26 protein-coding genes are annotated in these 25507 nt (G+C 44.9%); 9 read left to right on the top strand and 17 right to left on the bottom strand.

What is annotated here, in order from left to right; genetic code table 11:
• Positions 1–7 precede the first annotated feature (7 nt).
• Positions 8–589 carry a LysE family transporter gene (locus F6Q11_RS01120; RefSeq protein WP_297025884.1) on the bottom strand — a complete coding sequence of 194 codons (582 nt, stop codon included), beginning with the start codon at positions 587–589 and terminating at the stop codon, positions 8–10.
• A 302-nt stretch (positions 590–891) separates the two neighbouring features.
• Here F6Q11_RS01120 and F6Q11_RS01115 point away from each other — a divergent pair, with 302 nt between their 5' ends.
• Positions 892–1758 carry a hypothetical protein gene (locus tag F6Q11_RS01115; RefSeq protein ID WP_297025883.1) on the top strand — a complete coding sequence of 289 codons (867 nt, stop codon included), beginning with the start codon at positions 892–894 and terminating at the stop codon, positions 1756–1758.
• Positions 1759–1857: 99 nt separating this feature from the next.
• Entirely contained in the window at positions 1858–3057 is a 1200-nt protein-coding gene (locus F6Q11_RS01110) for a glycosyltransferase family 2 protein (RefSeq protein WP_297025882.1), read from the top strand.
• Positions 3058–3334: 277 nt separating this feature from the next.
• Here F6Q11_RS01110 and F6Q11_RS01105 read toward each other — a convergent pair whose 3' ends face one another.
• From F6Q11_RS01105 to F6Q11_RS01085, 5 genes are all read right to left on the bottom strand, one after another.
• Positions 3335–4009, bottom strand: a complete 675-nt coding sequence (locus F6Q11_RS01105; protein ID WP_297025881.1) for a metal-dependent transcriptional regulator — start codon at positions 4007–4009, stop codon at positions 3335–3337.
• Positions 4006–5154 carry a radical SAM protein gene (locus F6Q11_RS01100; RefSeq protein ID WP_297025880.1) on the bottom strand — a complete coding sequence of 383 codons (1149 nt, stop codon included), beginning with the start codon at positions 5152–5154 and terminating at the stop codon, positions 4006–4008. Before F6Q11_RS01100 ends, F6Q11_RS01105 begins: the two co-directional genes overlap by 4 nt.
• Before the next feature lie 103 nt (positions 5155–5257).
• The gene (locus F6Q11_RS01095) at positions 5258–6061 is read right to left on the bottom strand and encodes an ABC transporter permease (RefSeq protein WP_297025879.1); all 804 of its coding nucleotides are present in this window, start codon (positions 6059–6061) and stop codon (positions 5258–5260) included.
• Positions 6062–7051: an ATP-binding cassette domain-containing protein gene (locus tag F6Q11_RS01090; protein ID WP_297025878.1), complete on the bottom strand. Its 990-nt coding sequence runs from the start codon at positions 7049–7051 to the stop codon at positions 6062–6064.
• The gene (locus F6Q11_RS01085; protein ID WP_297025877.1) at positions 7032–7487 is read right to left on the bottom strand and encodes a PadR family transcriptional regulator; all 456 of its coding nucleotides are present in this window, start codon (positions 7485–7487) and stop codon (positions 7032–7034) included. The genes F6Q11_RS01090 and F6Q11_RS01085 overlap by 20 nt, the downstream gene beginning before the upstream one ends.
• A 300-nt stretch (positions 7488–7787) precedes the next feature.
• On the opposite strand from F6Q11_RS01085, the gene F6Q11_RS01080 reads away from it, so the two are divergent.
• The 3 genes from F6Q11_RS01080 to F6Q11_RS01070 all read left to right on the top strand — a co-directional run bounded on the left by F6Q11_RS01080 (position 7788) and on the right by F6Q11_RS01070 (position 10029).
• Positions 7788–8087, top strand: a complete 300-nt coding sequence (locus F6Q11_RS01080) for a hypothetical protein (protein WP_297025876.1) — start codon at positions 7788–7790, stop codon at positions 8085–8087.
• 68 nt (positions 8088–8155) lie between these two features.
• Positions 8156–8485, top strand: coding sequence for a thioredoxin family protein (locus F6Q11_RS01075; protein ID WP_297025875.1), 330 nt, complete (start codon positions 8156–8158; stop codon positions 8483–8485).
• 14 nt (positions 8486–8499) lie between these two features.
• Entirely contained in the window at positions 8500–10029 is a 1530-nt protein-coding gene (locus F6Q11_RS01070) for an AarF/ABC1/UbiB kinase family protein (protein WP_297025874.1), read from the top strand.
• Between the two features lie 15 nt (positions 10030–10044).
• Here the strand turns inward: F6Q11_RS01070 and hsp14 are convergent, their stop codons facing one another.
• The 10 genes from hsp14 to F6Q11_RS01020 all read right to left on the bottom strand — a co-directional run bounded on the left by hsp14 (position 10045) and on the right by F6Q11_RS01020 (position 21467).
• Entirely contained in the window at positions 10045–10419 is a 375-nt protein-coding gene (gene hsp14 / locus F6Q11_RS01065) for an archaeal heat shock protein Hsp14 (protein WP_297025872.1), read from the bottom strand.
• 105 nt (positions 10420–10524) lie between these two features.
• Complete coding sequence (locus F6Q11_RS01060; RefSeq protein ID WP_297025870.1) at positions 10525–12447, bottom strand: glycosyltransferase family 87 protein; 1923 nt, start codon at positions 12445–12447, stop codon at positions 10525–10527.
• A complete protein-coding gene (locus F6Q11_RS01055; protein ID WP_297025869.1) occupies positions 12440–14509 on the bottom strand; it encodes a glycosyltransferase family 87 protein in 2070 nt (689 codons plus the stop codon). The genes F6Q11_RS01060 and F6Q11_RS01055 overlap by 8 nt, the downstream gene beginning before the upstream one ends.
• Before the next feature lie 458 nt (positions 14510–14967).
• On the bottom strand, positions 14968–15936 hold the full coding sequence (gene htpX / locus F6Q11_RS01050) for a zinc metalloprotease HtpX (RefSeq protein ID WP_297025868.1): 969 nt from the start codon (positions 15934–15936) through the stop codon (positions 14968–14970).
• A gap of 90 nt (positions 15937–16026) precedes the next feature.
• Positions 16027–16965 carry a GtrA family protein gene (locus tag F6Q11_RS01045; RefSeq protein WP_297025867.1) on the bottom strand — a complete coding sequence of 313 codons (939 nt, stop codon included), beginning with the start codon at positions 16963–16965 and terminating at the stop codon, positions 16027–16029.
• Positions 16966–17069: 104 nt separating this feature from the next.
• Complete coding sequence (locus F6Q11_RS01040) at positions 17070–17990, bottom strand: hypothetical protein (RefSeq protein WP_297025866.1); 921 nt, start codon at positions 17988–17990, stop codon at positions 17070–17072.
• Entirely contained in the window at positions 17991–18905 is a 915-nt protein-coding gene (locus F6Q11_RS01035; RefSeq protein ID WP_297025865.1) for a 2-hydroxyacid dehydrogenase, read from the bottom strand. It abuts the gene before it with no gap.
• A 51-nt stretch (positions 18906–18956) separates the two neighbouring features.
• Positions 18957–19850: an ABC transporter ATP-binding protein gene (locus F6Q11_RS01030; protein WP_297025864.1), complete on the bottom strand. Its 894-nt coding sequence runs from the start codon at positions 19848–19850 to the stop codon at positions 18957–18959.
• The gene (locus tag F6Q11_RS01025; RefSeq protein ID WP_297025863.1) at positions 19847–20677 is read right to left on the bottom strand and encodes an ABC transporter permease; all 831 of its coding nucleotides are present in this window, start codon (positions 20675–20677) and stop codon (positions 19847–19849) included. Before F6Q11_RS01025 ends, F6Q11_RS01030 begins: the two co-directional genes overlap by 4 nt.
• A complete protein-coding gene (locus tag F6Q11_RS01020) occupies positions 20667–21467 on the bottom strand; it encodes a hypothetical protein (RefSeq protein WP_297025862.1) in 801 nt (266 codons plus the stop codon). The genes F6Q11_RS01025 and F6Q11_RS01020 overlap by 11 nt, the downstream gene beginning before the upstream one ends.
• 104 nt (positions 21468–21571) lie before the next feature.
• Between F6Q11_RS01020 and F6Q11_RS01015 the strand changes: the two genes are divergently transcribed.
• The 4 genes from F6Q11_RS01015 to F6Q11_RS01000 all read left to right on the top strand — a co-directional run bounded on the left by F6Q11_RS01015 (position 21572) and on the right by F6Q11_RS01000 (position 25232).
• Complete coding sequence (locus tag F6Q11_RS01015) at positions 21572–22120, top strand: D-sedoheptulose 7-phosphate isomerase (protein WP_297025861.1); 549 nt, start codon at positions 21572–21574, stop codon at positions 22118–22120.
• A 191-nt stretch (positions 22121–22311) separates the two neighbouring features.
• Complete coding sequence (locus tag F6Q11_RS01010; RefSeq protein ID WP_297025860.1) at positions 22312–23775, top strand: APC family permease; 1464 nt, start codon at positions 22312–22314, stop codon at positions 23773–23775.
• 62 nt (positions 23776–23837) lie between these two features.
• The gene (locus F6Q11_RS01005) at positions 23838–24587 is read left to right on the top strand and encodes a tRNA (adenine-N1)-methyltransferase (protein ID WP_297025859.1); all 750 of its coding nucleotides are present in this window, start codon (positions 23838–23840) and stop codon (positions 24585–24587) included.
• Positions 24588–24743: 156 nt separating this feature from the next.
• Positions 24744–25232: an archaellin/type IV pilin N-terminal domain-containing protein gene (locus F6Q11_RS01000; RefSeq protein ID WP_297025858.1), complete on the top strand. Its 489-nt coding sequence runs from the start codon at positions 24744–24746 to the stop codon at positions 25230–25232.
• On the opposite strand, the gene F6Q11_RS00995 is transcribed toward F6Q11_RS01000, so the two are convergent.
• Complete coding sequence (locus F6Q11_RS00995) at positions 25189–25473, bottom strand: PRC-barrel domain-containing protein (RefSeq protein WP_297025857.1); 285 nt, start codon at positions 25471–25473, stop codon at positions 25189–25191. The genes F6Q11_RS01000 and F6Q11_RS00995 overlap by 44 nt on opposite strands.
• Positions 25474–25507 lie beyond the last annotated feature (34 nt).

Here is a 25507-nt window from a genome sequence, read left to right as displayed (position 1 = left end):
CAAGTATTCAATGTATCAAATACACCATGCCTGAAACTAGAAGGTACACCGCGAAGGAAACCAGCACAATAAAGGAGAATGCCCTTATGTATGGTTCGAATCTCCGCGCATATCTGTTCATAACGAAGGGGAATGATACAATCCAGATAATTATGCCTGTGAATAGTCCAGCTATGGATGCAACATGAAAGGATCTTATGAAGAACAGACCAACCGTTATCCACCAGAGAATCTGGAACGGGTTTGTTATGCCAATACTCAATCCAACCATGAAGTTGCCCCTCCTCGTTCTGGTAGATGCTCTGGATCTCAGGACTGAATACGAAATGTAAAAAAGCAGCGCCGCACCCGTCAGATAGAGGACATGAATGATGAAGGCTGGTATGAACGCACCGAACATATAAACTATCAGGAAGAATATGGCATCTGCAGTCATCGCTCCAGCGCCTACGCTCATGCCATGCATCTTTGACTTCATGCTCTCGGATGATATTATCGAATTCACGGGGCCTGGTGGAGCCGTCAGAGAGAGGCCGACCACTATTCCTAGGAGATAAGCCAGCAGCAGCAACGGAGTTACCTTATGCAAAAGAAGAGATAAATATTATATTCAAATATTTACGATATCTGGCATCATTCTCTGCTAGATCATCTTGGTCTCTACATTTGCTTTTTTTGTTCCTTCACACATCATGGCCCTGGATCGTTCTGCAGAACCTTTTCCAACAAGCCATGGAATGGTTATTCGGTGGTGGCATCCTGCATGCCTTTCAAGAAAAGGACTTACCCACAGGACCTTTCATCTGGAGTTCGCAGTTGCTGGCATTATTCAGGCGAAGAAACCGAATTTAATCGTGGAAACGGTTATCTACCATCATAAGTTGAATATACGTGAAACGAGAGGATAACGCTGTCGCAGAGATAATAGGAACAGTGCTGATCTTTGTGATAGTCGTTACTTTATTGACCGCATATGCTTCCTGGTATGTCCCCCTTCAGGAGCAGAGATCGCAGCAGGCTTTCTATCAGAATGCGATTTCAGCAGAGAATGAGCTCTCAGCCAAGGCCATACAGGGATACAGCTTCGTGCAGAGCTTTCCTGCAGGAATATCTGGAGGGTTCGGGAACACTTTCGACACATACCTCTCATTCCTGAACCTCAGTTATGGAAACTTCAACGCCAAATTATCCGTAGTTTTGGCCGCTGGAGGGAAAACAGTATATGATAATTATACCTTGAATTTCACACAGTCGGGAATAATCTCTGCATATCCGTCCTCTAACTTTCTTATGCAGATGAGCGTGAACGATTACGGCAGCTTTGTGACGGATGGGAGCGTCTTCTATGGCCCGTTGTTCATACGCACATCAAATTCTTCGTTTTCACTCTCTCTGGTGCGCATGAGCGGCGAGAACTTCTCGGAATCGTCCTCCTCGTCGATGTATGTCTCTGGCACGGCTATGTACCATGATTTTATCTATTTCAATGTGAATGGCAGCGTTCCATACAACGGAACGGAGGCTACAGTCAGATCCATTGAGATGGATGGTATGAACTACACAATCACAGGTCCATTCACAAAATCGCTCGAGAAGTATATCATGGTCAACTCAGGTATGGCGCCGGCATCAGGAAATGCAACAGTGGGTAGCTATAGGATTATCCTGTCATCCGATACGCTGATGATGTCCTTACAGAATCCGATTCAGCTCGAGTCCATAGGTATTTCATACGTTCTGTGTTATGTTTCGTTATGATGACAATGTTTTTCATTTGGTGATTACGTTTTTATCCGCGATCACAATAACGATATTACGATAAGAATACTTGAGATTATAACACTTGCATTCGGCCTGATGTCTTCGCTTTACTATATAATCAACAGTTATAACTCGCTCACCTACAGAAGAAGCCATAACGATGATAGAAGAGAGAACTTCACAGCAAAGGACGTTACCATAGTTATGCCAGTATACAGGGAGGATGCTGCAGTTTTCGAGGAATCGGTTATTGCGGCAACTCAGCAGGGATCTGCGGTGTACGTGTTCGGTGACGACTGCGATGAACCATACAGATCCATAGCAGAAAAACATGGATGCTCATTTATCAAGGTCAGCCCTCACAGGGGCAAGAGAGGGATAATCTCTTACTCAATGCACATCGTGGAGACGCCTCTTGTTATGTTTTTGGATAGCGACACCGTTCTTGACCGCGGAGCTGTGGACGATATGCTGAAATACCTCGAAGCTGATGTTGGAGGTGTCGGAACGAATATCAGCATATTCAGGAATGGGCACCCTGTATCGTACACGTCAGAATTTGTTGAGCGTGTCAGGGAGGTCATATTCAAGTCAATGTCCAGGAAGAGCTCCGTCATGGTTCTGGATGGCCGCTGTGCACTTTACAGGACCGATCTGGTGAGGCCATTCCTCACGTCGAAGGAATTTCAGGACAACATGGTGATGGGCAAGAGGAGTGTCCTTGGTGATGACCGGCAGATAACATCATACATAATAAGATCCGGATACAGGGCCGTTAAGGACTACGATGTATATGCCAGGACATACCAGTACAGTAGCTTCAAAAAGTTTTTCAAACAGCAGATCAGATGGGGTAGAGTTGGCTGGACATATTTCTTCAAGGACATTGCCAGTGGTTCCGCAAAGAAAGCTGGGCCATTGTACACATTCAACCTGATCTATATGTATCTACTTCCAATATTCACCGCAGTTATAGGTATCATGACGCTTGTTGATATCTTACCACACATACATCTATTGTTTTACGGGCTGATCCCATCTATGAAGGTGGACCCGTATTTGATGCACAGGATCACCAGGGACCCAGGTCTTCCACTGCTCTTTGTGGCGAGATCGTTCATCGATTTCCTGAGCAGCGCATCTGCCGTAATATTCGGCATCTCAATATCTACAACAATGAGGGGCGAGAAGGCCAAGGTTTTCTTATACGGTTCGATAGGATTGCTGATGATGTTCGTATCAACCATATACGCACTCTTCACGTTCTACAAACAGGACAGATGGCTCACTCGCTGATTCAAGAATAATTTTTGTTCTTCTATGGAAAGATTATGGTGCTGGGAGAATCTGTAAAAATTCAACTACTCCAGCGATCAAATGCGCAGTTTCCTCCAATCGAAAGATTCCTGTCTTGCATCAATATATTTTTCAAATCTCGGATTCATGCCGTTCGAATCCACTCTTTTAAGGCATATACCCATACAAATAGAAGTCATTCATGGAAAATGAATCTCCGAAGCTCCGCTGAGGAATAGCTCATTAGCCAAAAGATACTTAATGGAATTGCTTAATATCATTCGTTTTCCGGTTCCTTGACGGGAAAAACTCTTATGGCCATGCCTATGTCTGGCGGGATCTCGATCCGCCTTCCAGCCATTGTTACTCTGATCACGTCCTTCGCCGATTCCACCATTATATCCTTACCGGGCAGAAGGCCATTTGTCGCCAGGAAATGCAGTATACTGTCCGTTTCGTAGACGATCCTGCTGATGCGTGCATATGAACGATCGGGCAGAGACGATATCCTGACGTCGTTGGTTTGCTCTACTTCGCCATTCTGATCCGGTATGGGGTTCCCATGGGGGCATGTCCTTATGCCGAAACTCTCAATGGTTCTCTGGATTATCTCCTCAGTCATACCGTGCTCTATACCCATGGCCTCTTCGTCGACCCTTTCCCAAGGAATACCTATGCATCTCGCGAGAAGAATCTCGGCGGTCCTATGTTTTCGCAGAAATTTATTCGCCTCGCGGTCCCCGCTCTGCGTCAGCCTGTATTTGCCTCTCTCGATCTTTTCGACCATTTTCAGGGAGATCAGGTGGTTGATCTCATCTCTAACGCTCTGCCTCCTGACGTTCAGGCTCCTTGATATGTCCGCTAGAGTGGCGTATCCTCTGTACAAGACCAGTTCCTGCATGATCTTCAGATAGTCCTCCTCTGTGATTGTTCTGATCCTGTTCTCGTTCAATACACTGCCTCCATCAGATCGTATGGCGCGATCGGAGCATCCAGCTGCCTGCCATTGAAGTCCTGGAACTCCTCCCTTATCCTGGATCTTAGTTCCTGTATCTGCGCTTCCTTCTCCTCTGCCGTCATGATACCGAGATCCTTTGTTAATCCGTAATACTCCGTATCCTCATATTCATACATTGGCGATATGTATATGATATCGCCCTTTCCCAGATCCATCTGTGATATAACTGAAGCGGTGTTCTCAACATGAGACTTTGAATATTTCTTCCCACCGGCACCAGCCATCAGAATTATGCCAACGTTTATTCCCGAACCCTTGATCTTGTTCACGAGATTTATGGCCTCTGAGACGTTCATCAGCTTGTTGAATATCCTCAGAACACCAGGATCTCCTGACTCCAGACCTATGTAGACCCTTTTCAGCCCGTGATCACGCATCTCCTGGAACTGTATCTCGCTCTTTCTTTTCTGTGTTGTTATGGCATCCACAAATGAAAAGATCGGGAGGTTAAACTCGGATCTGATCATGTCCAGCATCTGCAGCAGCGTCTTCTGATCTATGTTGACAGCATTTGCATCTCCAACAAAAACGCTTTTTCTGGCTGCAATACCGTTGCCAAAGAAGTCTTTGATCCGGTGAATATGTTCCGCAAAATCATCGATACTCCGAACTCCGTAACTTCTATCTCTGTAAAGGCGACAGAAGGTGCACCGGTTCCATGAACATCCGGTCTCAGCCTGCACGTATATTGGAAAATACTGATCTGGGGGTACTATAGGAACCTCACCGCCATATATTTCCCTCATCTTGGCCGAATCAATAACGAGCTTCTCATAGTTCATGTCAAGAAATCCTGATGCTGCGTCCTTAAGATCCTGCGGAAGATCATCGTATGCGGATCGAAGGAATGAATAGGCAGTCTCGGCGATTCTTCGCCCGTCGTCTTCGGAGATCTGTTCCACGACCCTCCTGCTTCCAACATGCTTTATCCTCAGAAATCTGTTTTCAAGCGATCTCCTGTAAGTCGCATCGCCGTCGGTGTAGAAGATGAATCTGCCAGCTAGATCCACGGTAAACACTATTCTGTTGTCACTCTCGATGCTCAATATGCCCTGATCAAGTTTACCCTTGACATCCATTGGTTACACCCTATGCACACAGTGTGATTAATTTTGTGATTTTGAAATTCATATTCATGGTGCTATGCATTCTCCCTCCAGATCCAAGATAAAAGGAAGCCGATCATTCCTTTATCCCGCTCTCAGAGACGAAGTATACCAGCAGTATCATGACCACGGTAAGTATGAGCAGGTATATCATGTACGATGCGAACGTGGACATCTGTGATCCTGTCAGATTGCCATATATTATCAGCAATCTTATCGATTCAGCAGACCAGGAGACCGGGTTGTACTTTGCCACTGTACTCAGCCATGATACCATCAGATCAGGTGGAAACAATGCATAGCTTGCGAACATGAGTGGCAGGTTCACAAGGTTGGTTATGCCCATTATCGTCTCCATCCTCGTCATCCTTATGGCTATTATTGAGAATATAGAGGAGAAGATGAAGGAGATCATCAGTACGGCCGCTACCATCAGGAGCGCGTCCACTGCTGTGAACGACGGCGATATCTTTAGTCCGTCCGGTATCACCAGGGCGATGGCCACCAAGATTATGACCTGTACAATTATCCTAACGACCGAAGCTATGATCCTTGAGAACACTATGGAACTTCTTTTTATTGGTGAAACTAGAAATCTCTGCAAGATTCCCAGTCTTCTATCCCATATTATGTTTATACCTGAGAACATGCCTGTGAAAAGGCCGGTTATCGTCAGTATTCCCCCGATCATGTACGTTATGTAATCCTTTGCGCCGTCGAAGAACGAGGACACGAATGGGCCACCGAATTTTGCTATGTCAAAGGCGCTGCCGAAAAGTATTATCCAGAATACCGGCTGAAGAAGGCCAACTATCAGGTAAACAGGGTTTCTGTACCATTTCTTGATCTCACGTATCGTCAGCGGTCCAAGTCCAGACATCTATCTCAACCTCCTCACATTCTGCATCATCCTTCTGAACTGCTCCGGATCTATATCCTCATCGATGGACGATCCGGTGTACTCCAGGAAAACCTCATCCAGCGAGGGTTTTTTCACATTTATTGTGATGGGCGAAACATTCTTCTCCATGAGGTAGGCAAGTATCCTTGGGAGCTCGGTATCCGAATTTTCCACCTTCATTCTCACCCTTGAGCTTCCGGTGATGGTGGCTTCCAGTGCACCTGGATATGATCTAGCAAGATCCGCATCTTCCTTTGACTGGAACTCCATCGTTACTATGTCGCCCTTAAGGCTGGCCTTGAGGCTCTCAGGTGTACCGGTGATCAGTATCTTGCCGTGATCAATTATGGATATCCTGTCGGCGAGCTGATCAACCTCCTCCAGGTAATGCGATGTGAGTATTATCGTCACACCAAGCTCCTTCTGTATATCCTTTATGTACTTCCACATCTTAGATCTTGTGTTAACATCAAGTCCAAGTGTGGGTTCGTCCAGGAACAGTATCTTTGGTGAATTAACCAGCCCGCATATGAGCTCCAGCCTCTTCCTCATCCCTCCAGAGTACTGGGAAACATATCTGTTGCCCCAGTCTGAAAGATCCACTATTTCAAGCAGATCCTTTATCCTCTGTTCCGCCTCAGGCCTCGGTATATTATAGAAAGCCGCTATCATCCTGAGATTCTCTATACCCTTCAGGTCTGCATCTGTGGTAAGATCCTGTGGTACGACTCCTATTATCCTCCTAATTTTATCCTTATCCTTCCTGAGGTCGTAGCCATCGATCACAGCATTTCCCGACGTCGGGTCAATGGCCGTGGTGAGCATCTTTATTGTAGTTGTCTTACCTGCGCCATTCTTTCCCAGAAGGCCGTAAATCTCTGCTTCCTCTATCTCTATATTTAGGTCCTCTACGGCCTTAGTGCCTCCAGGATAGATCTTCGTAAGATCCTCAGTCTTGATTATCGTCATTTGAATCACCTCCTATTTTTTCAATCTCCTGCAGTTTCCTAATGATGCTACGCAGTCTATCCATGTCTGATGAAGACAGGATGCCGTCTCCTCTTACGATATCCTCAAGATACTGCGTGTAGCTGTAGATCTCGTTGAGAATGCTCTCCGGAGTCTTCAGGCGATCGGTCTGGGAAGCACCATCGATGCCCAGATCTTCCTTGCCTTTATCCGAAAGCTCATATCTTCCGTCTTCTCTTCTTGTTATGAGCCCTTCGGAAACCAGGGAATCGAGGGCCGGATATATGGATCCCGGCGACGGTCTCCAGAGCCCGAAACTGTGTTTTTCAATTTCGTCCATTATCTCCGCGCCCGTCATAGGCTTATTGTATATCAGATAGAGAATCCAGTACCTCAGCGATCCTCTCTTTCTGAAGGCTCCGAAGTTTCCAAACATCATATCGGAACCGATATCGATATTTAGAATTTAAACATATTTCAAATTACATGTTAATGGATAAAAATGTGCCAAGAATCAAGAGTCCCAGCGTCATTCTCAGGGATGGAAATATTTAAGGTGACTTTATAATGGTGAGAAAATCAAGCGAACTGTGCTTTCACGCAAATTGCGGATGTTATGCATAAGCATAAGGATGGAATTTCCTATCCTCTACATAACAAATGACGATAGGATCACCCTATGTTCAATCGGACATGGAAAAGGTGAATCACAAGTTCGCGATACATGGTGCATAAAATGAAGGGATCAATCATAAGGAAGCGATACATACTTGTCCGGTCATCCAAGCAGGATGATTTATCCAGAGACCTATTCAGGAACTTTCGCTGCAAGATAAGGTTCCATGAGGGTGAATACGCCATCTACTTAGCCACGCAGTTCAACAAAGATAGGGTGATACGGTTTATAAACGCATACGGAGACAGCAGAACCATAATCACCAGTGGAACGATCAGGAAATGCAAGTCGATGATCTGTGATCAGGCATCTAAGAAAGAGAACGGTCTGCGGACTGAAGTAAGTGATCGCGGTTCATGAACCAGATCTTTTCTAAAGTTGACCACAGACCTGAAAAATATATAAGGCTAAAAGCATTGATGAAGTATATGGCCTGCGTTAAAGATATCACATTCAATGATTTCAGCCGCCTCCTTGATGAGAAGAAAAACTTCATCATTGAGCTATGGGCAGAATGGTGCCACCCTTGCAAGATAATGGCTCCATACCTGGAGGAGGCATGCCAGAAGCTCAATGCATGCTACTTTTACAAGATCAACGTTGATGAAAACCCAGAGATCGTTGATCTCCTCAATGTGAACAGCATACCAAGAATAATAATGTTCGTGGATGGGCAGCGGCAATCTGAACTCAAAGGTTTTCATAGACTTGAATCCATAATCGATCAGGTGTCGAAAATTCCCTGCGATACCATCTGATCTTCTGGTGTGTTATGAACATCCTTGGTGATGAGATACTGGTTCTCAGGAAGCTCTATCCAGTCTTCCGACGCTATCTCAAAGACCGAAGGATCGAAAGGGAGGATCATGAGTGGAACTATGAGATAGAGAGGCATGGCGAGATCGCGGTTAGAAGATTCATAGAACTTGGCCCCACATTCATTAAGCTTGGTCAGATTCTTTCTGCAAGGCCAGATCTCCTTCCGAAGGAATACCTGAAATCATTCAGGCTGCTTCAGGACAGAGTTGATCCGGACCCTTTTCCCCTGGCGAGGCAGATTATAGAACGCAACATAGGTAAGATCGACGAGGTTTTCGATAGCTTCAACGAAGAAGCCATATCCGGGGCTTCACTTGGCCAGGTGTACGAGGCTGTTTACCACGGTAAGAGAGTGGCCGTAAAGGTGAACCGCTACAATATAGAAGAGAGGGTCAAGAACGATCTCATAATTATAAAGCATCTTCTTAGGATCGCAAGAGGCAGAATAGACAATTTCCTCTATCTGAGCATTGAGAATGTGATATCGGATTTCAACAGGAGGATATTTGACGAGATCGATTACAGGAAAGAAGCATCGAACATGCGCGCGATCGCAGCCAATCTGAAGGAGGAAGACCGTGTCATCGTACCCGGCATAATAGAAGAACTGTCTGGGAAGGAAGTTCTGGTGATGGAGTACGTTGAAGGAATAAAGATAGACGACATTCACAAACTAAAAGCGGCAGGCCTTGACACGAAGGAGCTCGCGCTCAGGTACGATACCATATTCATGCGTATGCTCCTCAAAAACGATATATTCCACGCGGATCCGCATCCCGGAAACGTTTCCGTACGCGAGGACGGATCCATAATCCTTTACGATTTTGGCATGATAGGGCACATAAACGACGATATGCGCTTCAGGCTTCTATCTCTCTACGATGGTCTACTGAACAGGGATCCGGATGAGATAATCGATGCGCTCATAGCTCTTAATGCCCTGTCTCCCGGTGCAAACAGGGGTGTCGTCAGGAAGGGTATAGAGCTTGCCATCTCAAACTTCTATGGCAGATCGGCCGAGGATCTCGAGATCAGGGAGCTTCTAGATGTGGCTAACGATGTTATCTTCCAGTTTCCGTTCCGCCTCCCCAGGGCTCTTGTGCTCTACATGAGGATGTCTTCACTCCTCGAAGGCGTATGCCAAGAGCTTGATCCTGATTTCAAGTTCATAAGGGTACTCCAAAAGCTTCTCTACGACGAGGGGCTCATACAGACACTCTACAAACAGCAGATAACAAATTTTCTCTCGGATACTCTTAGATCGGTTGAGAAGGCGGTGCAGATTGTACCGCTGATGAAGAGAAAGCTTGAGAGCGAGGAGGAGAGCCAGAGACCACAGAGGGACTACAAGGTGCCAGCCTCCATCTTTCTTGGTTTCGCTCTTCTATCCCTTTTCATAGAAGAGAAGACAAGACCCCTGATATTCATTCCGCTGATACTTGTCGATATTGCTGTCTTCCTTTACGTTTTAATAAGAAAATGATTCATAAAAATAAAATCATTCTATTTCGACTGTCTTGATGTCCTTTGCCCTCATGCGTAATATGAGGACACCGTCCTGGTATTTAGCCGATATGCTGGCCTGATCGACGTCAACCGGAAGCCGTACAACCTTGAATACCTTGTCGACCCGCTGATCTATGTACACCGCCTTATACTCTCTCTTGCGTTCTGCTCTTATCGTCAGTACGTTCTTCTCCACGGTCACCCTTATGTCCTTCTTATCAAAGCCAGGCATCTCGGCTTCTACGACAAGATCGTTTCCGTCCTGATACATGGTTATGGGTGGATAGATGAACGATGACATCTCCTTCACGGTATTCGAAACATTTTTCAACATTTCATTGGTGAAAAACCTGACTGGTGAGTACATAATATATCAAATACCAACTGATATATAAGCCTTTATTTCAATAACGGCTACATAGAACAGAACACGGGTGCAGGAAATTCTCATTTCGTATTCTCTATCAGGCCATCATTGGTGAACAGACCCGGATAGAATGGAGGGAAGATCTAGAAAATAGAATGTTTGCTGATCTCCGTAGTAGGCAACCAGCTTGTAGGAATAATTGACGTTGAGCATTGACTGCTGGAAAGATGGTTCTATTGTGAAGTTGATCCAGTTCGGCCCAGAATCATATGACTTCACGTTCCACATGAGTCCGTTGAGGTTTCCAAGATATCCATAGGGGAGAAACCTGAACTGGATCTGTTGCAATTGATCACCAGAATAGGAGACGTTGACGTTCATCTGTACTACGTAATAGGACCGTTGTTCAATGTTCGATACGGATGTTATAGAAAACGAGCTCTGGCTGTGCAGCGGAACTGATAGAATGCCGGCAACAGCTAGGAATATGATGGAATATACCGCAATTTTCCTTATACCTATCTTCATCCTCCTCGTCATTTCACCAGCCTTCAGATGCGGCAGAAAGGCGAAGGCGATGAATGGCCAGAACAGCAGGTAATTGTAGAGATCCCGGTAATTAAAGAAGAATATGATGAGCGGGAATATCAGGAAGGTGTACTTCAGATCCTGATAGTGTCTCACATAAAGGAGGAAGATGAAGGTGAGGGAAAATAGGAACAATATCGTGAAGTAGATTGGCGAAAGCTGATAGAACCCAGCAATGCTTATTATGCTCAGGCCCTGCCCGACCCCGATGAGGTGTGATATCTCTGGGGAAAGTATGGAGGATATGAATAGATGTGGCTCCATTATCAGGAAATAGGCATTTGTCAGAACAAGGATACCTATGGAAATTGCAAGGTATTCGATCGCCGCTCTGGTACCCTTTTCGCGATATATGAAATATATCAGGAAAGGAAATACTATCCATGGTATCTGCTTTAAGGATATTGCGATTCCATACATGACAGCGGATGATCTAGGCCTGTCGATGATCATCATTGATATCAGCAGGAAAAAGGCCCATGCAGCGTCAGGAACCGACCCATCGGCAAAACTGATCATGTTCACGTTCACGGCAAGTATGGCTATGGAAAGCACCGATGATACTATCATTCTCTTCCGGAGAAAGTAGATGGCGGTGATTATGTATATGCCCACGGTGAATGCAAGGATGGTGAGGCTAGGATCAAAATGCATGATAGCTGATGGGATGAACATCAGCGCTGCAAACACGGGATATGAGAAATTTTCAACGTATCCACCGGTAGATAGGGGTGTGGTCATGGATAGCGGAAAATGGAGGAAGGAAAACGCATTCTTCATTACCTGTGGCATGTATGGACTCGATCCATGGAGTATCACTATCGCGGCATAGTAATCCAGAGCCAGCTCATCCGTTCCCAACTTTGGATAAATTGGAAGTATGGATAATGCGAAGAGGACTACAGACGCTATCAGTGCAGGATGGATAAGGTTATGGAACCTGAAATAGGAGAGTATCCCCGCGGAAAAAAGCAATACTGCGACCACCATCGTGACAAGGCCGGGGCGCATGACGACAGAGATTATGGATAACATGGACACCATCACTGCCGCAAATACATAGGCGAAACGCATGGGATTGCCCAGGCCGGAACTGAACACATCTCGCAGCAGAAAATAGTCGACGAAGCCGAGAAAGAGTATAACTGGATCGAACACCGTATTCAGAAGCCCGAATTTTATGATTATTGTCAATATGAGAGCTGTATTTCCGCCGGCCAAGAGATAGGTCGTCCTCCTCTGTATCCTCATCGAATGTCCGGTCATGGCGTATATTGCCACAAAAGCACCAACAATTGAGATCGTCCACTGGACCAGATCCACAAATAGATCCAGGTAACCGTAAAACGTCCAGAGGTAGTAGGCTATCATATATGCTATAACTGTGAACCCGAGGTATTCGAAACGCCTCACTGTCGACCATAGATCCTCATTAATCATACGAGGCACCAACATATTGAACGCTCATCTCAGATCCGGGCCCGGTGAAGAAGGCCATGTCCACTTCGGTCGTCGGCCAGTGATTAGCCAAAGCCCATTGATATGCGGCTGCGAATTCGATCATATTTTGATTCCTGCTCACCACAAGGTGCGTGTAATTCATGTTCACTGCGAATGGCTCCGAAGAGACTGTGTAGTTGAATTCGGAAAATGATATCGTGTAACCGTATATGCCTTTCCCACTGATATTGTATTCTATCGTCAGGTTCTGCAGTGCCGATGAATCCACAAGTATGCTGGATGTCATATTGGACCATCCAGAGGAACTAATGTTGAAGCCATCAGCGATATAAACGAGATTGGATCCATTTCCGCTGAGATACCACCTGGGGAATGGTTCCGATCTTGAGTACTGAGGATAGGCGAACATGGGATCCGGAACAGGATATTTCGGCCTGTCATAGAGTCCATGGCTCCTGTATGAGGCCTGCATCTGGCCGTAATATGCTATCAGTATAAACGATGTATTGCTTGGAAGTAGATCGAAGGAGTTGTCCGGATATATGCTTATATTATTTGATCCGGGGTGCAGATAAGTGTTCGTATGCCATAAAAGACCGTTTACACTGTAGTTCTCCATTGGAGAATTGGTCAGTATCCTGAAATAGATGGGCACGGACGCCGGATAGCCATTGCCTGGGTAATAGGACATTGTGATGTTTATCCCGTCTATCACTCCTGGTATGGATATGGCATCTGAGCCTCCATTTATGGAGTTTATCGTTATCGAAGCGGAACTTGTGTGCATGGGTATCACGAAGCCGCCGGTCACAACTATCAGAACAAGCGATAGCGCTATGAAATGAGATCTCCTGATGCGAAGGGGCTTCAGCATGTTCTCCTGTATATTTATGTCTGGGAGGACGATCATTATAAGGAATGGCCAGTACATGAGATAGCTTATCAGAACCCGGAAATTGAACAGCATTATAAGAACAGGAAAGGCGAAAAAGGCATACTTCAATGCATTGTAATATCTAACGTACAGGAAAAGCAGGAACAGTTCAATTATTAGTATTAACAATGAGAAATAAAGCGGGCTCACATGATAGAAACCGGCAAAGGAGATTATGGAGGGCCCGACACCAACGCCTATTATGCTCTGATTTGCCACGTCAAGTATGGAGGACATCCATGCCAGAGGTCCCATTAGAATGAAGGGCAGGTTGACTATCATGAAGGAGGATACCATTGCGGCTATGAACTTGATCTCATGGACGCCACCGTACTCTTTGTATATGAAATACAGGAAGAATGGAATCACGATAACTGGATCCTGCTTGTATGCAACGGACAGGCCGAGGAATATCCCAGATACGTAAGGACGATCCCTGAAGACGTATGCCATGGCTAGCAGCGTCACCCAAATTATTGCGGAAACACCAGCAACGGTGAAGCCGAGATAGAATGCTGAAACCAATATGGCGGTTATTATTAGAGGTGTCTGCAACTTTAGCTTTCTCTTTCTGTAATAATATATCAGAAGAACTATTGAGATAAAATTGAAAACGGCTATAACGTAATCAGGATTGAAATGAAAAACGATCGGTGGGACAAAGAGTAGCACGGACAGACCAGGGTAGATCAGATAATACACATAGCCACCCTGGAGCATAGGCGTATTGAACAGCGGTACCTGCGAAGAATAAAACATCTTCAACATGTTTGACCTTATGTATGGGTCCTGCCCATGGATGAAGAGATACGCTGCGTTGTTCTGTATGAGTATCTCGTCTTCTAGATAGTAGTTTGCAACGTATTTTACGGAGATGGTGAGCATGAGAAGTATTGAGACGAATAATGCTGAATATATGAGTGTGGATCTTACTGCAGGGATGAAGTGCGTTGCTGCATTTATTGCGATGAGGCCAGCAAGAGTTATGAGAATCCATACCAGTACTAGGGCTGATATTTCGTAATAGCCTATGGATAGCCATGCCATGTATGCATAGACGATGAGCGTCACTGAAAGGGCAAGGTTCCATGACCTCTCTTGCAGCATATTGTAGGGATAATAAATCATCTATTAGATTTTTTAGTCAAATTAATATTCACCAGAGAGAAATCATTGCAAAGGAGGATTCATCAGGGATACTCCTAAAACCCATTCCATGTTTTATGGTTTTCAATGAAAGGTTAGGTGTTCGGAGAAGGCTGTAAGTCTCAACAGCTTCAACGATGATATACACGGGCTTACTCCAATGGAGAGATCTATTGATAGCTTTTCTGCTTTCCTTTGCATTTCTTCCATGATAACCAAGCAGTGTGATACCTAAGTAGGATTGGTGGATCAGAATCAACGCCTGTCGAGATAGGAACCTCCGTAACCCTGCTTCAAGACGTGGATCGAAATAAGGTTTCCAATGAAGGGAAACTGCGATCTGGTTGTATTTGGATCGAGTTTGGTAGATGAAGCAGGAAGCTCCGAAGCTTCAGAGAGGAGCAGCTCACTTTAAATTCTCATTCGATCTTAAGCCCGCTTTCCTGCATCTTCAGCTTCTCAAGCCTCTGTATCCTCTTGGCGGGGTGCGGATGATCCGAGAAGAAGTCAGCAAAGACAGATACCCTTGCATTTTTCCATTCCTCTATTAGTTTCCTGTAGTCTTCATTAACAGACTCATTTGGATTGCTGAAGAAGAGCATCTCAGTCATGCTGCTTGATGGGCTATTTCGTCTCCGCCTGAAATAATGACCTGTTCTTCCGGTGGCTGCCACGATCTTTGCGAGCGCGGTTTGGAGTTTCTCAGCACCGCCATCCACGGTCAGTGCAGAGTTCACATCGGCGTAGCTTTCACGCATCCTGTTGAAGGCGAGTATGAGGAATCTGAAGAGAAAACTCGCTGCCATTGCAACTAGGGCAAGGACCAGTATTCCACCCGCATTTCTGCTCCTCTCTCCAGAGAAGATCAGGGTATAGCCAAAATAGAATATGATCGTAGGTATGAGTCCGATAGCAAGGAGCATTTCCACATCCTTGTGTCTGAGGTGTCCCATCTCATGACCAATTACTGCTTTTATCTCCTCTGGATCAAGTATCCTCAACAATCCTCTTGTTACGGCGATTCGCCTTCCTGCTAGAGGCGATCCATAGGCGAATGCATTTGGAATATCGACCTCCGCTATGTATATCTCAGGAGTTCTAACATTGTTGTTCCTTGCCACGTCCGCAACAATGGAGGATAGCATTGTGTATTCCGCATCTGTAGGCTGCAGTTTATGTGTTTTGTAAACAGTGCCTATTATGTAAGGGCCAAAAAGCCATTGTAATACATCCATTATTATGAATATCGGAAGGAGAATTATCAGGAGGGCAAGCGCGCCCACGTCCATACCAATATAGTACAGGATACCGTAAATTATGCCGAATCCAATGGCGAAGATAGCTACGCCCATCAAAAGGCTGCTCAGCTTCAGCCAGATCGACATCATGGACATAAATTCAGAATTAAAAACAGAGATTTAAAAGTAGATCCTCAAGATTCGAACTGAAAAATCATCAATTATGTCTCTAGATACTGCTCATTCTTTTACCTTCGTCGGCCCATGCCAGACGATCCTGGACGACATCAAGTATCTGGATAGAAATGCCACTGCTATGCCAATCAGGTTTGCTGCAAGCATCTCCATCCCTGTATCGACGAGAGCAGTGAATATGCCCAGGTTTATGCCGAGACCTATCAGCGACGTCAGGTTATGGAACCCCATCCTACGGAAGAACCCCTTCACGCCTCTGGTAACGTCCCGGTTATTGAAGGTCCAGTACTCATTCATGAGGAAGTTTGAGGTTATGCTCGTTTCGATGGCAAAGGCATCGGCAAACGTAAGAGGCAGATGATAGGAGAGCATCTTAAGCATAAATTCGTTCAATAGGATACCCGTTACTCCGACGATCAGATATTTTGGCAGGGAACTCCTGATGAGCTCATATATGCCTATATACACGAAATTTTTCAGATTCTGCCACATGTTAGTGTCCACGTACTTCACGCGGAACCTGTTTCCTGAGATTATCCTGAGAAGAACCTCTCTGGATATCCTGTAATTCCTTGAGAGGATGTAATCCATGACGGCTGAATTCATGAATATAACGTCCAGTGAGGTCTCAGCAACCCTCTCATCCTCTGCGAGAACATGCTTGAATATTTTCAGTAGAAGACCCAGTCTCCTCTTTTCCAGTATTATATCGTAGCTGTCTATATCGTAAAGACTTGATATTATGTCCTTTGAAGCGTATCCACCATCGCATATCATATAGAACGTATCATCGCTCAGGGTCTGTGCGAACTTCTTTCTGTCCCTCTCAATGGCCTCAACGGTGTATATTTTTACTTCGCCAAACGGCGGGAGGTTCTTTGGCAGCTCTTCGTCATGAGTTATGATTATGAGGGTCTTGTCTGACAGAACGTCCCTCAGTGAAACCTGCTGCTCGATGACACTTCTGGTTCGCTGATATTCCATGGTGATATGCGTTATCGGTATTTCCTCTTTTAAACTTTTCTGGTATGTGGTAAAAATTCATCTATATTAAGTCTGACACCATATACGTGAAATGTCGAAAAAATCTAAATACTCTCTTTGGGATATTTGTTATCCGTATCCTGTGCAGTCCAGAGATCACTGACGGCTGAAAGATACCTCCTTGTCCTGGGGGAGAGTGTTATCTTCGGGGTATCGCTGATGGTATCTATCCTCCTGTAATCCTGTGAGATGTAGGATTCTATTATCCTGTCCATGACGAAAACGTAATTGTTTACATTTTTTTCGTATGGCCTTATCCTGGAAAGGTAAGAGAGTATTTTTCCTGACATCATCCATTCATACGTGGCAATATCCATATCCATGGCCTCCATCATCTCTGCTATATCGCTGTGCTTCAGATTTGCAGCTATGACGAGATCGCGCATGGCTATGGCTTTCTCTATCCTGCTTCTTTTTTTGCCGTAAATGAGCTCTCCAATGTCGAAACCTGTCAGACTGCCCAATGGGTACGATATGACCCCGTAGGAGTCCAAGGCCCTGGCCATCAGATCTATATCCTCACCGCAGACAAGAGGTCTCCAGTTTCCCACGTTTATCGCAACATCTGTCTGGAAACCGATCACGTTAGAGACAAGGACCTCACTGGTTCCTATGTTTATATATCCATATATGAGGTCTGCGTAGGAGAGTGAATAGTTTATCGACGGATCGAAGATGAAGGTGTAATTTCCCGTCGCAGATTTAATGGCTTTTGCCAGACCATCGCTCCTTCTCTTTGTGTTCCTCGAGATTACCCTTATCTCATCGTAATAGTATCTCTCTTCATCCGGCAACCTAGTCGATATCAAAATCTCATATGGATAGCCAGTTTCTTCGGCTATATCCATCATGCTATTTATTATGGAGTGGGAAGATTCAACGCTGTCAACGGCCGCTATTAAGCTGAGTTTTCTCTCATATCTCACCGTATCTAATCTGACAGCATAAATCGATCTTCTCATCATCTATATCCCCAGGAACCTCTCGCTTTTTATCCTGTATTCATCCTTTCTAACGATATTTTTCGGATGTCCTTCAAAGAAATTCCTGACGTTCTCAAATGCAAGCTGGAATGCAATGTCCATTATCTCACCGGACATTCCTCCTGCAACGTGTGGCGATAGTATGAGATTCTTCAGATCCGTATCCGTTATATGCGGTTCATCCCACCACACATCCGTTAGATACCATACATCTGGCCTTTCCCTGAGGAATTCTACCATGTCTGGCTTTGAAACCACATCTGCGCGTGCAACATTGATGATGGTTGCGTTCCTTTTAGCGTTTGGCAGAAGCTGGCGGTTGATGATTCCTCTGGTTTTATCGGTCAAGGGCACAGATATAAGTATGAAGTCGGATCTCCTGAACAGGTCTGCCATTGTATCTATGGTCTCGTCCACATTTTCATCCACCTTTGATCTTGTGTATGTTAGAACCTTCATACCGAATGCCTTGGCCAGATATGCTACCCTTCTGCCAATACCTCCATATCCAATGATTCCAAATGACTTTCCATAAAGGAGAGTTGTAGGAGATTGCCTGAAGATTCCTGCCTTCATGAGTTCATTGTTCTCTATGATATTCTTTGCGTGGGCCAGAAGTAGGGCAAAGGCATGTTCCGCAACGGATATGGAGTATGCACCGGCATTGCTGCAGATCACCACATCATCCGGAATGCCAGTTATATCTATATGATCGACACCGGCGCTTATGGTCTGTATCATCCTAGTTCTCTTGCCCAGGACGTATTTGTCCTTTATGACCTGAGCCTCCGCGTCATGATAATCTGGATACCAGTACAGGTCGAACCCGTTAAGCACGGTTTTCGCTATTTCCCTGACATGGTCATCTGCGGAGAAGTTGAAGTAAACATCCATCATGACAATAACAAGAATCAGGAAATAAGGTTTATGTATGTTATGGAGAATTCTTCACATCTCTGCATCGTTCTGCGAAACGTTGTTCCTGTATAGGTCCTCAATTATGCTGTAGTAATCGAAGGTCTCGATCGAAGATCCTGAAGCTTCCAGAGCCTTTATTATTGACCAGTTTTCGATTCCATCATCCTTCCTGATCACTAATCTGGAGTCATCCCTTCTTACGATATCCACACCATCTATGTGTATCGGTGATTCTGATATTCGGCCTCTGACTTCAAGATAACGCTGCTTCTCGACTGGGCCAAAGTGCATCAGATGACCATGATCTATGATGCCTATCTGATCCGCCAGCATCTCTGCCTCATATATCAGATGAGTGCTTAGCACTATCAGCTTCTCCCTTTTCAGCTTCATTATTATGTCCCTGATCTCCATCATTCCGTTCGGGTCCAGGCCGAATGTCGGCTCATCCAGTATTATTATTTCTGGATCACCGATGAGCGCAGCGGCGAGTCCAACCCTCTGTTTCATCCCACGCGAATACTCCTTTGTCCTCCTGCTGAGATAGTCACGGCAGTGCGTCATGGCGGACACGCGTTCTACCTCAGAGACGCATTTCTCCCTGGATATTCCTCTGATCATGCAGGTGAACATGAGCGCCTCGTAGCCGGTGATATAGGGATAGAATTCAGGCTGCTCTATTAGGGATCCGACACCTTCAAGGGCTTTTCCTGGGTTCTCTCTTACGTTTATACCGTTTATCCTGACATTCCCTTCAGAGGGTCTAATTATGTTCGTCATTATCTTCATGAGAGTGGTCTTTCCAGCCCCGTTTGGGCCCAGAAGAACAATACACCCATTGCCTTTAACGTTGAATGATACATGGTCGAGGGCGACCAGATCTCCGTACCTCTTTGATATGGCATTGATGGATATTTCCATCATTTCGCCTCCTTGTTCTCGAATAGGATGGCTGCTGCTGCGAGAGAAGCAGCAAGATATACGATCATAACTGCAACTGCAAGCAGAATCTGAGACGTGCCGGCGGGCGAAAGCGAAATGGTCGGCGAGAATGTGAAGAGGTTTATGTTTACGAAGACCTCCATTATTATGTTCGCAGCGTTATTGAGGAGAAATGGTGAGGTTGTGCTGTAAAGAAGGCTGGTTATGACATCAACCGCATTGAACACGAGGAAATAGATTATAAGCACAGTTATGTACGCGTAGATATTCCTGTTGAATATGCTGCTTATGAAGAATGTGAATGCAAGGACTGAAGCTATGAATATAAGTGTTATCAGGAAAGATATGAGGAATGCCTTTAAATCCAGTGTTCCGTAGATAGTCCTTGTTATTACAGCCTCAATGATGAGGTATATGATGGAAATCAGTACTGTCACGGCATAGGCTGCAGCATATTTTGCGGTGAGTATCGTTACTCTTCCAACTGGCAGGGAAAATATGTGGAATGCCGTCCTATCCTCTATCTCGCTTGATATGGATGGCGATCCGAAGAATACTGCCGCGTAAACCGGTATATCAACGAGCACGAAAGACCATATGTAGTCTAGGGCCCTGGACTTCAGGCTGGCATTTATCGCGGCGCTGTCGAATCTTGAAAGAAAGTTGTCAATCTTACCCTGATACCTAAAGGAAAAATAAGACATTATCGCAGTTATGAGAACTATTAGTGCAAGCATCAGATAGAAGCTCCTTGATCTGTAGTAGTTTTTGAAATAGTATGAGAAGGCAACTGCAAATTTACTGGTCATTGACTGCACCGATCAACTGATATGCTGAGGTAATATCTATATCATTCATTCTGAAAGTGATGCTGAGGTCATTCACGCTGGTTATGCTGAAGCCCTTTATGTTTGACATAACTGATATGAAGTATGACTCGTAGGTGTAATTAGTGAAAACAAGCCGCCCTGTCATATTGTATCCAGTCATATTAACGTAGATAGATCTGACAAATCTGTTTGTGAGGTTGAACATGGCTATGGAAACGTTGGCACTGGTATTTATGTAACCGGAATAGCTGACAGCATTCCTTCCATTTATGGTTGCATTTATGGAATCAAATATGCCGTTTATATTTCCAATTACAACGAAACCATTGTCCTCATACAGATAGACGCTCTGATTACCCAGAGAGACTCCAGCGAAGGAGAAGCTGATATTTTTTATAACATATATGTTGTAGTTTCTGTAGCTTGCATAGAGGCTGAGATTGGTTTTTGCTGTGATATTGAAGCTAGATCCCTTTCCAGAACTACTGAGATTTGTATTTCCTGTGAGTGAAGCTATTTTGCTGAAGTTGAGGTTCGTCAGAGAGGAGGTGTCCAATATAATTCCGAAACTGCGGTTCTGAGCGAATACGTACAGGTGCGTCCCGTTATAATTAACATATCCGATCATGCTTGAATCATATGGGGCGTAGTAAAGAGGATCGGACTGTTTCTGATTTGCATTATTCAATGATATTGCGTAGTAGACGGCAGGTACTACGATCGCTACTGCCACTGCAATTATTATCAGGCGCTTGAACAGTACATTCACATTTACTCATTATAAAACGATATATAAGCCTTTTACCTATGGAATGATAAACTATATCATGCGATGATCAGAAATGATATATCCCTGACAGCGTATGATCCTCCATGGATGCAAAGCAGTATCTTGAAGAAGGGGCACGTGTCAGGCTGAACCTCGATACGAAGAAAATCACGAACATAGCTGAGGAAATAACAGGCGCTCTGATGTCCGGGAACAAGCTTATAGTATTTGGAAACGGGGGTTCAGCTGCAGACGCCCAGCATTTCGTTGCTGAGCTCACCGGCCATTTTATGAAGGAGAGGAAACCCCTTGCTGCCATAGCGCTTACGACTAATACCTCGTCGCTAACAGCCATCTCCAACGATTATTCTTATGATGTTGTTTTTTCAAGGCAGGTCGAGGCTTTGGCCAGGCCAGGAGATATCGTGGTGGGAATAAGCACTTCTGGAAACTCAAAAAATGTCATAGAAGGCATAAAGGCAGCAAAGGCCCTAGGTTGTCATACCATAGCATTCACTGGCAAATCTGGAGGCCAGGTCAAGAACGTGGCCGATGAGACGCTAAACGTTGACTCAGATCTAACGTCTATCGTTCAGGAAGCGCATATAACGGCGATACATATGATATGCGCTATGATAGATGAAAAATTCTGACAATAATAAGTAGCAAGATCATATTTCATACTGCATTAAGAGAGAAAACATCGGTATCTAAATTATTTTTTTTAAATTTGTCAGACTACGTCATATGTAAAAGCCACGTTGGCGGGCTTTTGAGAGAGAAAATTAAATATCACAGAGTAATAACTTCAAAAGTGGAAACAGGTTCGAGTAAGTTTAAGCATTTGGTAGTTAACCAGCTGGGCCTGAGACACGCGATATCCCAAGCCGTAGCACTGAACGCCCCTGCCGGTACCATCGTACTATATATCGCGGGAACCGCATCGCTAATAACCTCCACCTTCGTCACCCATGAGTACGGTGCGTATGCAATTCCCTTGATACTTTTGCTTTCTCTGATAATATATGCTCTGATGAGCTATTCAATGTATGCTTTTTCCAGGCGTTTATCCAGTGCTGGTGGCTATTATACCTTCGTTTCGAGAGGCCTGGGTACTTCAGCAGGCTTCGTCACAGCGCTCTCATACATAACATACGAAATTCTCAGTTTCACCGGTTTTGGCATTCTTGGTTTTCTTGGCTTCGGCTATGCAGTTTTACCATCTCTTGGAATATCGATCCCGGACCCTAATATCATATGGATGCCAATCGCCGTCATCTTCATAGGACTTGTAAGTTTGCTGATATACCTTGGAATCAAGCCATCGCTGCGCTTCGTCACATACACAATGTTCATCGAGGTAAGCTTTTTGATAGCAACATCCCTGGCCCTCATAATAATGCATCCAGGAAGGGTGAATGCCACTCCATTCACGCCTACACCCCTTGGAAATGATCCATTCGCAATCTTTGCCATGATGATCTATGCCATAGGTGCTTTCGTCGGTATTGGAGGATCCATTCCGATAGCCGAAGAGACTAAGAAACCGAAGAGAAATGTTCCACTGGCAATAGTTGCTACAATAGCAATACTTGGCGTCACGATAATTCTAGCATCATATGCCCAGGTCATAACCTGGGGCATTCAGAACATAGCAACATTTGGTGTTGGCAACAACGCCTACCCATTGCTCAGCATATACGGCTCAGACTTTGGATTCGCAAGTAAAATAATCTTCTGGGTGCTCATAATAATCGTGCTCAACTCATTTTTCACGGCAACGGTATCTCTTGGTACAAACGCAACCAGAGTCCTATTCTCAATGTCCAGGGAAGGTGCTCTGCCCTCTTTCCTGTCTGAGATCAACAGAAACAACGGTACTCCGACGATGTCCATGATAACCCTTGCGGTTATATCGATAGCCATAGTCATAGGTGTCGGAGCAGGGTTTGAATTCATAGCCAGGATGTCGCCCCTGGATGCTCTTCTATCTTCATCGATATTTCTGCTGATACTTGAAAGTCCGATAACATACATAGTGCACATACTAACGAACACATCGTTATACAGCTATATGAAGAAGCACACTCACATGGGGCCAATGAACACAATGAAATATCTGGTGATACCATCGGCATCCACCGCAACTCTGCTGGCGGCAATAGTAGCGAGTATTTACTTCAATCTTTTCTACGTGGATGCAGTCTACGCTTCATTTGTACTCATAGCGATAATAATCATATCCACAGTCGTAATGAGAGTTAAATTTAAGGAGAGACTGGAATATTTGGGAGATTTCAGTCTCTGATTTATCTTTTTCAGATTCGCATCGCTGCAAAAGCGATATATGCATTGAAATAATCTTCAGCAGTGATATTGCTATCTGAAGAAGAATACGGGAAATACGATGAAAAAACGAACAGCGTCATTCTGAGGGGGAAGAAGCATCACGTGGATGCATCCACGGTCATAGAGCCCGGCGATGAGGTCATAGTCTCGGGGAAGAACTTCATCGTCTCTGATTTTTCGCCGGTTTATTTCGGCAAGGTTATAAGGAGGAATACTCAGATAATCTCAGAGATTGATGCGGCATATATAATATCAAGAACTGGCATAAGGCCCGGGATGCAGGTACTGGAGATAGGCGTGGGATCTGGGAATATGTCCTCCTATATACTGTACGCCCTGAATGGAAAAGGCATGCTAACGGTGGTGGAAAAGGAAGAAGATAACCTGAAGAAGGCCGTTGATAATCTGTCCGAATTCTATGATGTGGGCAATGTCAACTTCAACAGATCGGACATTTCGGATTTCAAAAGCGAGAAACGTTATGATGCAGTGATAGTTGACATACCGGATCCATGGAACTACATGCAGAAAATTGCATCCCTGACTAGGCTAGGTGGTACGGCAACGTTCTATCTTCCGAACTTCGACCAGAGTGAAAAGACCGTGATATCGCTCTCTGCTGCAGGCATGTATCATCTCGAGACCGTGGAGCTTATGAAGCGGAAGATACTTGTAAGGGATGGAGCGACGAGGCCAGCCAGCGACGACCTGACGCACACCGCATTCATAACCTTCTCAATTAGGAGGTCCGGCATGGTCTACAGGATATGACAATGCATTTCACGTTAATGACTCATGAACTTTCATGGGATATCAATTTCTCCCATTGTAAACGGCTGGGCATATTGCCAAAAAGAAAAAACTTTCCTGCGAAATAGCATTTCAAACGCATCAATTTTAATATCCATATGTATGTATGAATGTATCATGAAATTCAGCAGGCAGGATAAGGCTGTATCACCCATAATAGCCACAATACTGCTAATAGCAATAACGATAGTCCTTGCAGCAACACTCTACTCCCTGCTTGGCGGTTATGTATCACTGATATCTGCGCCAACACCTCAGGCCTCGATGACCATAACAAACCAGACGCAGCAGTCTTCGAATGATGGTGTCTACACGATATACATTGGCGGCGTCAACCAGAACGTCTCGCTGGCAAAGGTGACTCTCGAATTCCAATCATCAGATGGAAATATAACGGTTGTACCGCTGACACAAGGCACGATACAGACACAGTACTGGAAGATAACCGTGAACGGTCCTGATTACCTTTCGGCCCTTACCGTGATAACCATAAGCAGTCTCCCCAACAACGGTGATCCGTTCATAAAATACGTAAAGCTTGTGGACACGGTTACTGATGGGACTATTGCAAGCCAGACTGTTGGTCTTGCTTCGGCAACCTCCTGATGCTCTCTATGTTCATCACGACTATAGCATCGTTGCCGACGTTCACGTTTGCCATGGGAATGAGGTAATTACCATCGTCGTCGGTGGGTATATTCAGCCTTCCCCTGCCATTGGATGGTTTCGTCACCATCGTGGTCAGATTCCATTTTTCGTCCGCCAGAAAGCCCTTGACATAACCTATTATCTCTCCAGAACTGGACATTACCGGTTTCTGATTGACGCGTGAATAGAAATCCATCATAAATACAACATTAATTTGTATTTATTTTTTATTT

The organism is Thermoplasma sp. (assembly GCF_008709555.1).
Classification (GTDB): domain Archaea; phylum Thermoplasmatota; class Thermoplasmata; order Thermoplasmatales; family Thermoplasmataceae; genus Thermoplasma.
Note: the sequence above shows the minus strand (reverse complement) of the source record. Positions and strands in the feature narration are given on the sequence as shown.

What these genes read in the sequence shown, in the direction of transcription:
- F6Q11_RS01055 (WP_297025869.1), bottom strand. Translation starts at nt 14,509, where the DNA reads ATGCTGCAAGAGAGGTCATGGAACCTTGCCCTTTCAGTGACGCTCATC.
- F6Q11_RS01110 (WP_297025882.1), top strand. Translation starts at nt 1,858, where the DNA reads ATGTCTTCGCTTTACTATATAATCAACAGTTATAACTCGCTCACCTAC.
- hsp14 (WP_297025872.1), bottom strand. Translation starts at nt 10,419, where the DNA reads ATGTACTCACCAGTCAGGTTTTTCACCAATGAAATGTTGAAAAATGTT.
- F6Q11_RS01015 (WP_297025861.1), top strand. Translation starts at nt 21,572, where the DNA reads ATGGATGCAAAGCAGTATCTTGAAGAAGGGGCACGTGTCAGGCTGAAC.
- F6Q11_RS01095 (WP_297025879.1), bottom strand. Translation starts at nt 6,061, where the DNA reads ATGTCTGGACTTGGACCGCTGACGATACGTGAGATCAAGAAATGGTAC.
- F6Q11_RS01075 (WP_297025875.1), top strand. Translation starts at nt 8,156, where the DNA reads ATGGCCTGCGTTAAAGATATCACATTCAATGATTTCAGCCGCCTCCTT.
- F6Q11_RS01000 (WP_297025858.1), top strand. Translation starts at nt 24,744, where the DNA reads ATGAAATTCAGCAGGCAGGATAAGGCTGTATCACCCATAATAGCCACA.
- F6Q11_RS01100 (WP_297025880.1), bottom strand. Translation starts at nt 5,154, where the DNA reads ATGGATGTCAAGGGTAAACTTGATCAGGGCATATTGAGCATCGAGAGT.
- F6Q11_RS01025 (WP_297025863.1), bottom strand. Translation starts at nt 20,677, where the DNA reads ATGACCAGTAAATTTGCAGTTGCCTTCTCATACTATTTCAAAAACTAC.
- htpX (WP_297025868.1), bottom strand. Translation starts at nt 15,936, where the DNA reads ATGATGTCGATCTGGCTGAAGCTGAGCAGCCTTTTGATGGGCGTAGCT.
- F6Q11_RS01040 (WP_297025866.1), bottom strand. Translation starts at nt 17,990, where the DNA reads ATGATGAGAAGATCGATTTATGCTGTCAGATTAGATACGGTGAGATAT.
- F6Q11_RS01080 (WP_297025876.1), top strand. Translation starts at nt 7,788, where the DNA reads ATGAAGGGATCAATCATAAGGAAGCGATACATACTTGTCCGGTCATCC.
- F6Q11_RS01085 (WP_297025877.1), bottom strand. Translation starts at nt 7,487, where the DNA reads ATGTTTGGAAACTTCGGAGCCTTCAGAAAGAGAGGATCGCTGAGGTAC.
- F6Q11_RS00995 (WP_297025857.1), bottom strand. Translation starts at nt 25,473, where the DNA reads ATGATGGATTTCTATTCACGCGTCAATCAGAAACCGGTAATGTCCAGT.
- F6Q11_RS01090 (WP_297025878.1), bottom strand. Translation starts at nt 7,051, where the DNA reads ATGACGATAATCAAGACTGAGGATCTTACGAAGATCTATCCTGGAGGC.
- F6Q11_RS01060 (WP_297025870.1), bottom strand. Translation starts at nt 12,447, where the DNA reads ATGATTAATGAGGATCTATGGTCGACAGTGAGGCGTTTCGAATACCTC.
- F6Q11_RS01045 (WP_297025867.1), bottom strand. Translation starts at nt 16,965, where the DNA reads ATGGAATATCAGCGAACCAGAAGTGTCATCGAGCAGCAGGTTTCACTG.
- F6Q11_RS01035 (WP_297025865.1), bottom strand. Translation starts at nt 18,905, where the DNA reads ATGATGGATGTTTACTTCAACTTCTCCGCAGATGACCATGTCAGGGAA.
- F6Q11_RS01070 (WP_297025874.1), top strand. Translation starts at nt 8,500, where the DNA reads ATGAACATCCTTGGTGATGAGATACTGGTTCTCAGGAAGCTCTATCCA.
- F6Q11_RS01030 (WP_297025864.1), bottom strand. Translation starts at nt 19,850, where the DNA reads ATGATGGAAATATCCATCAATGCCATATCAAAGAGGTACGGAGATCTG.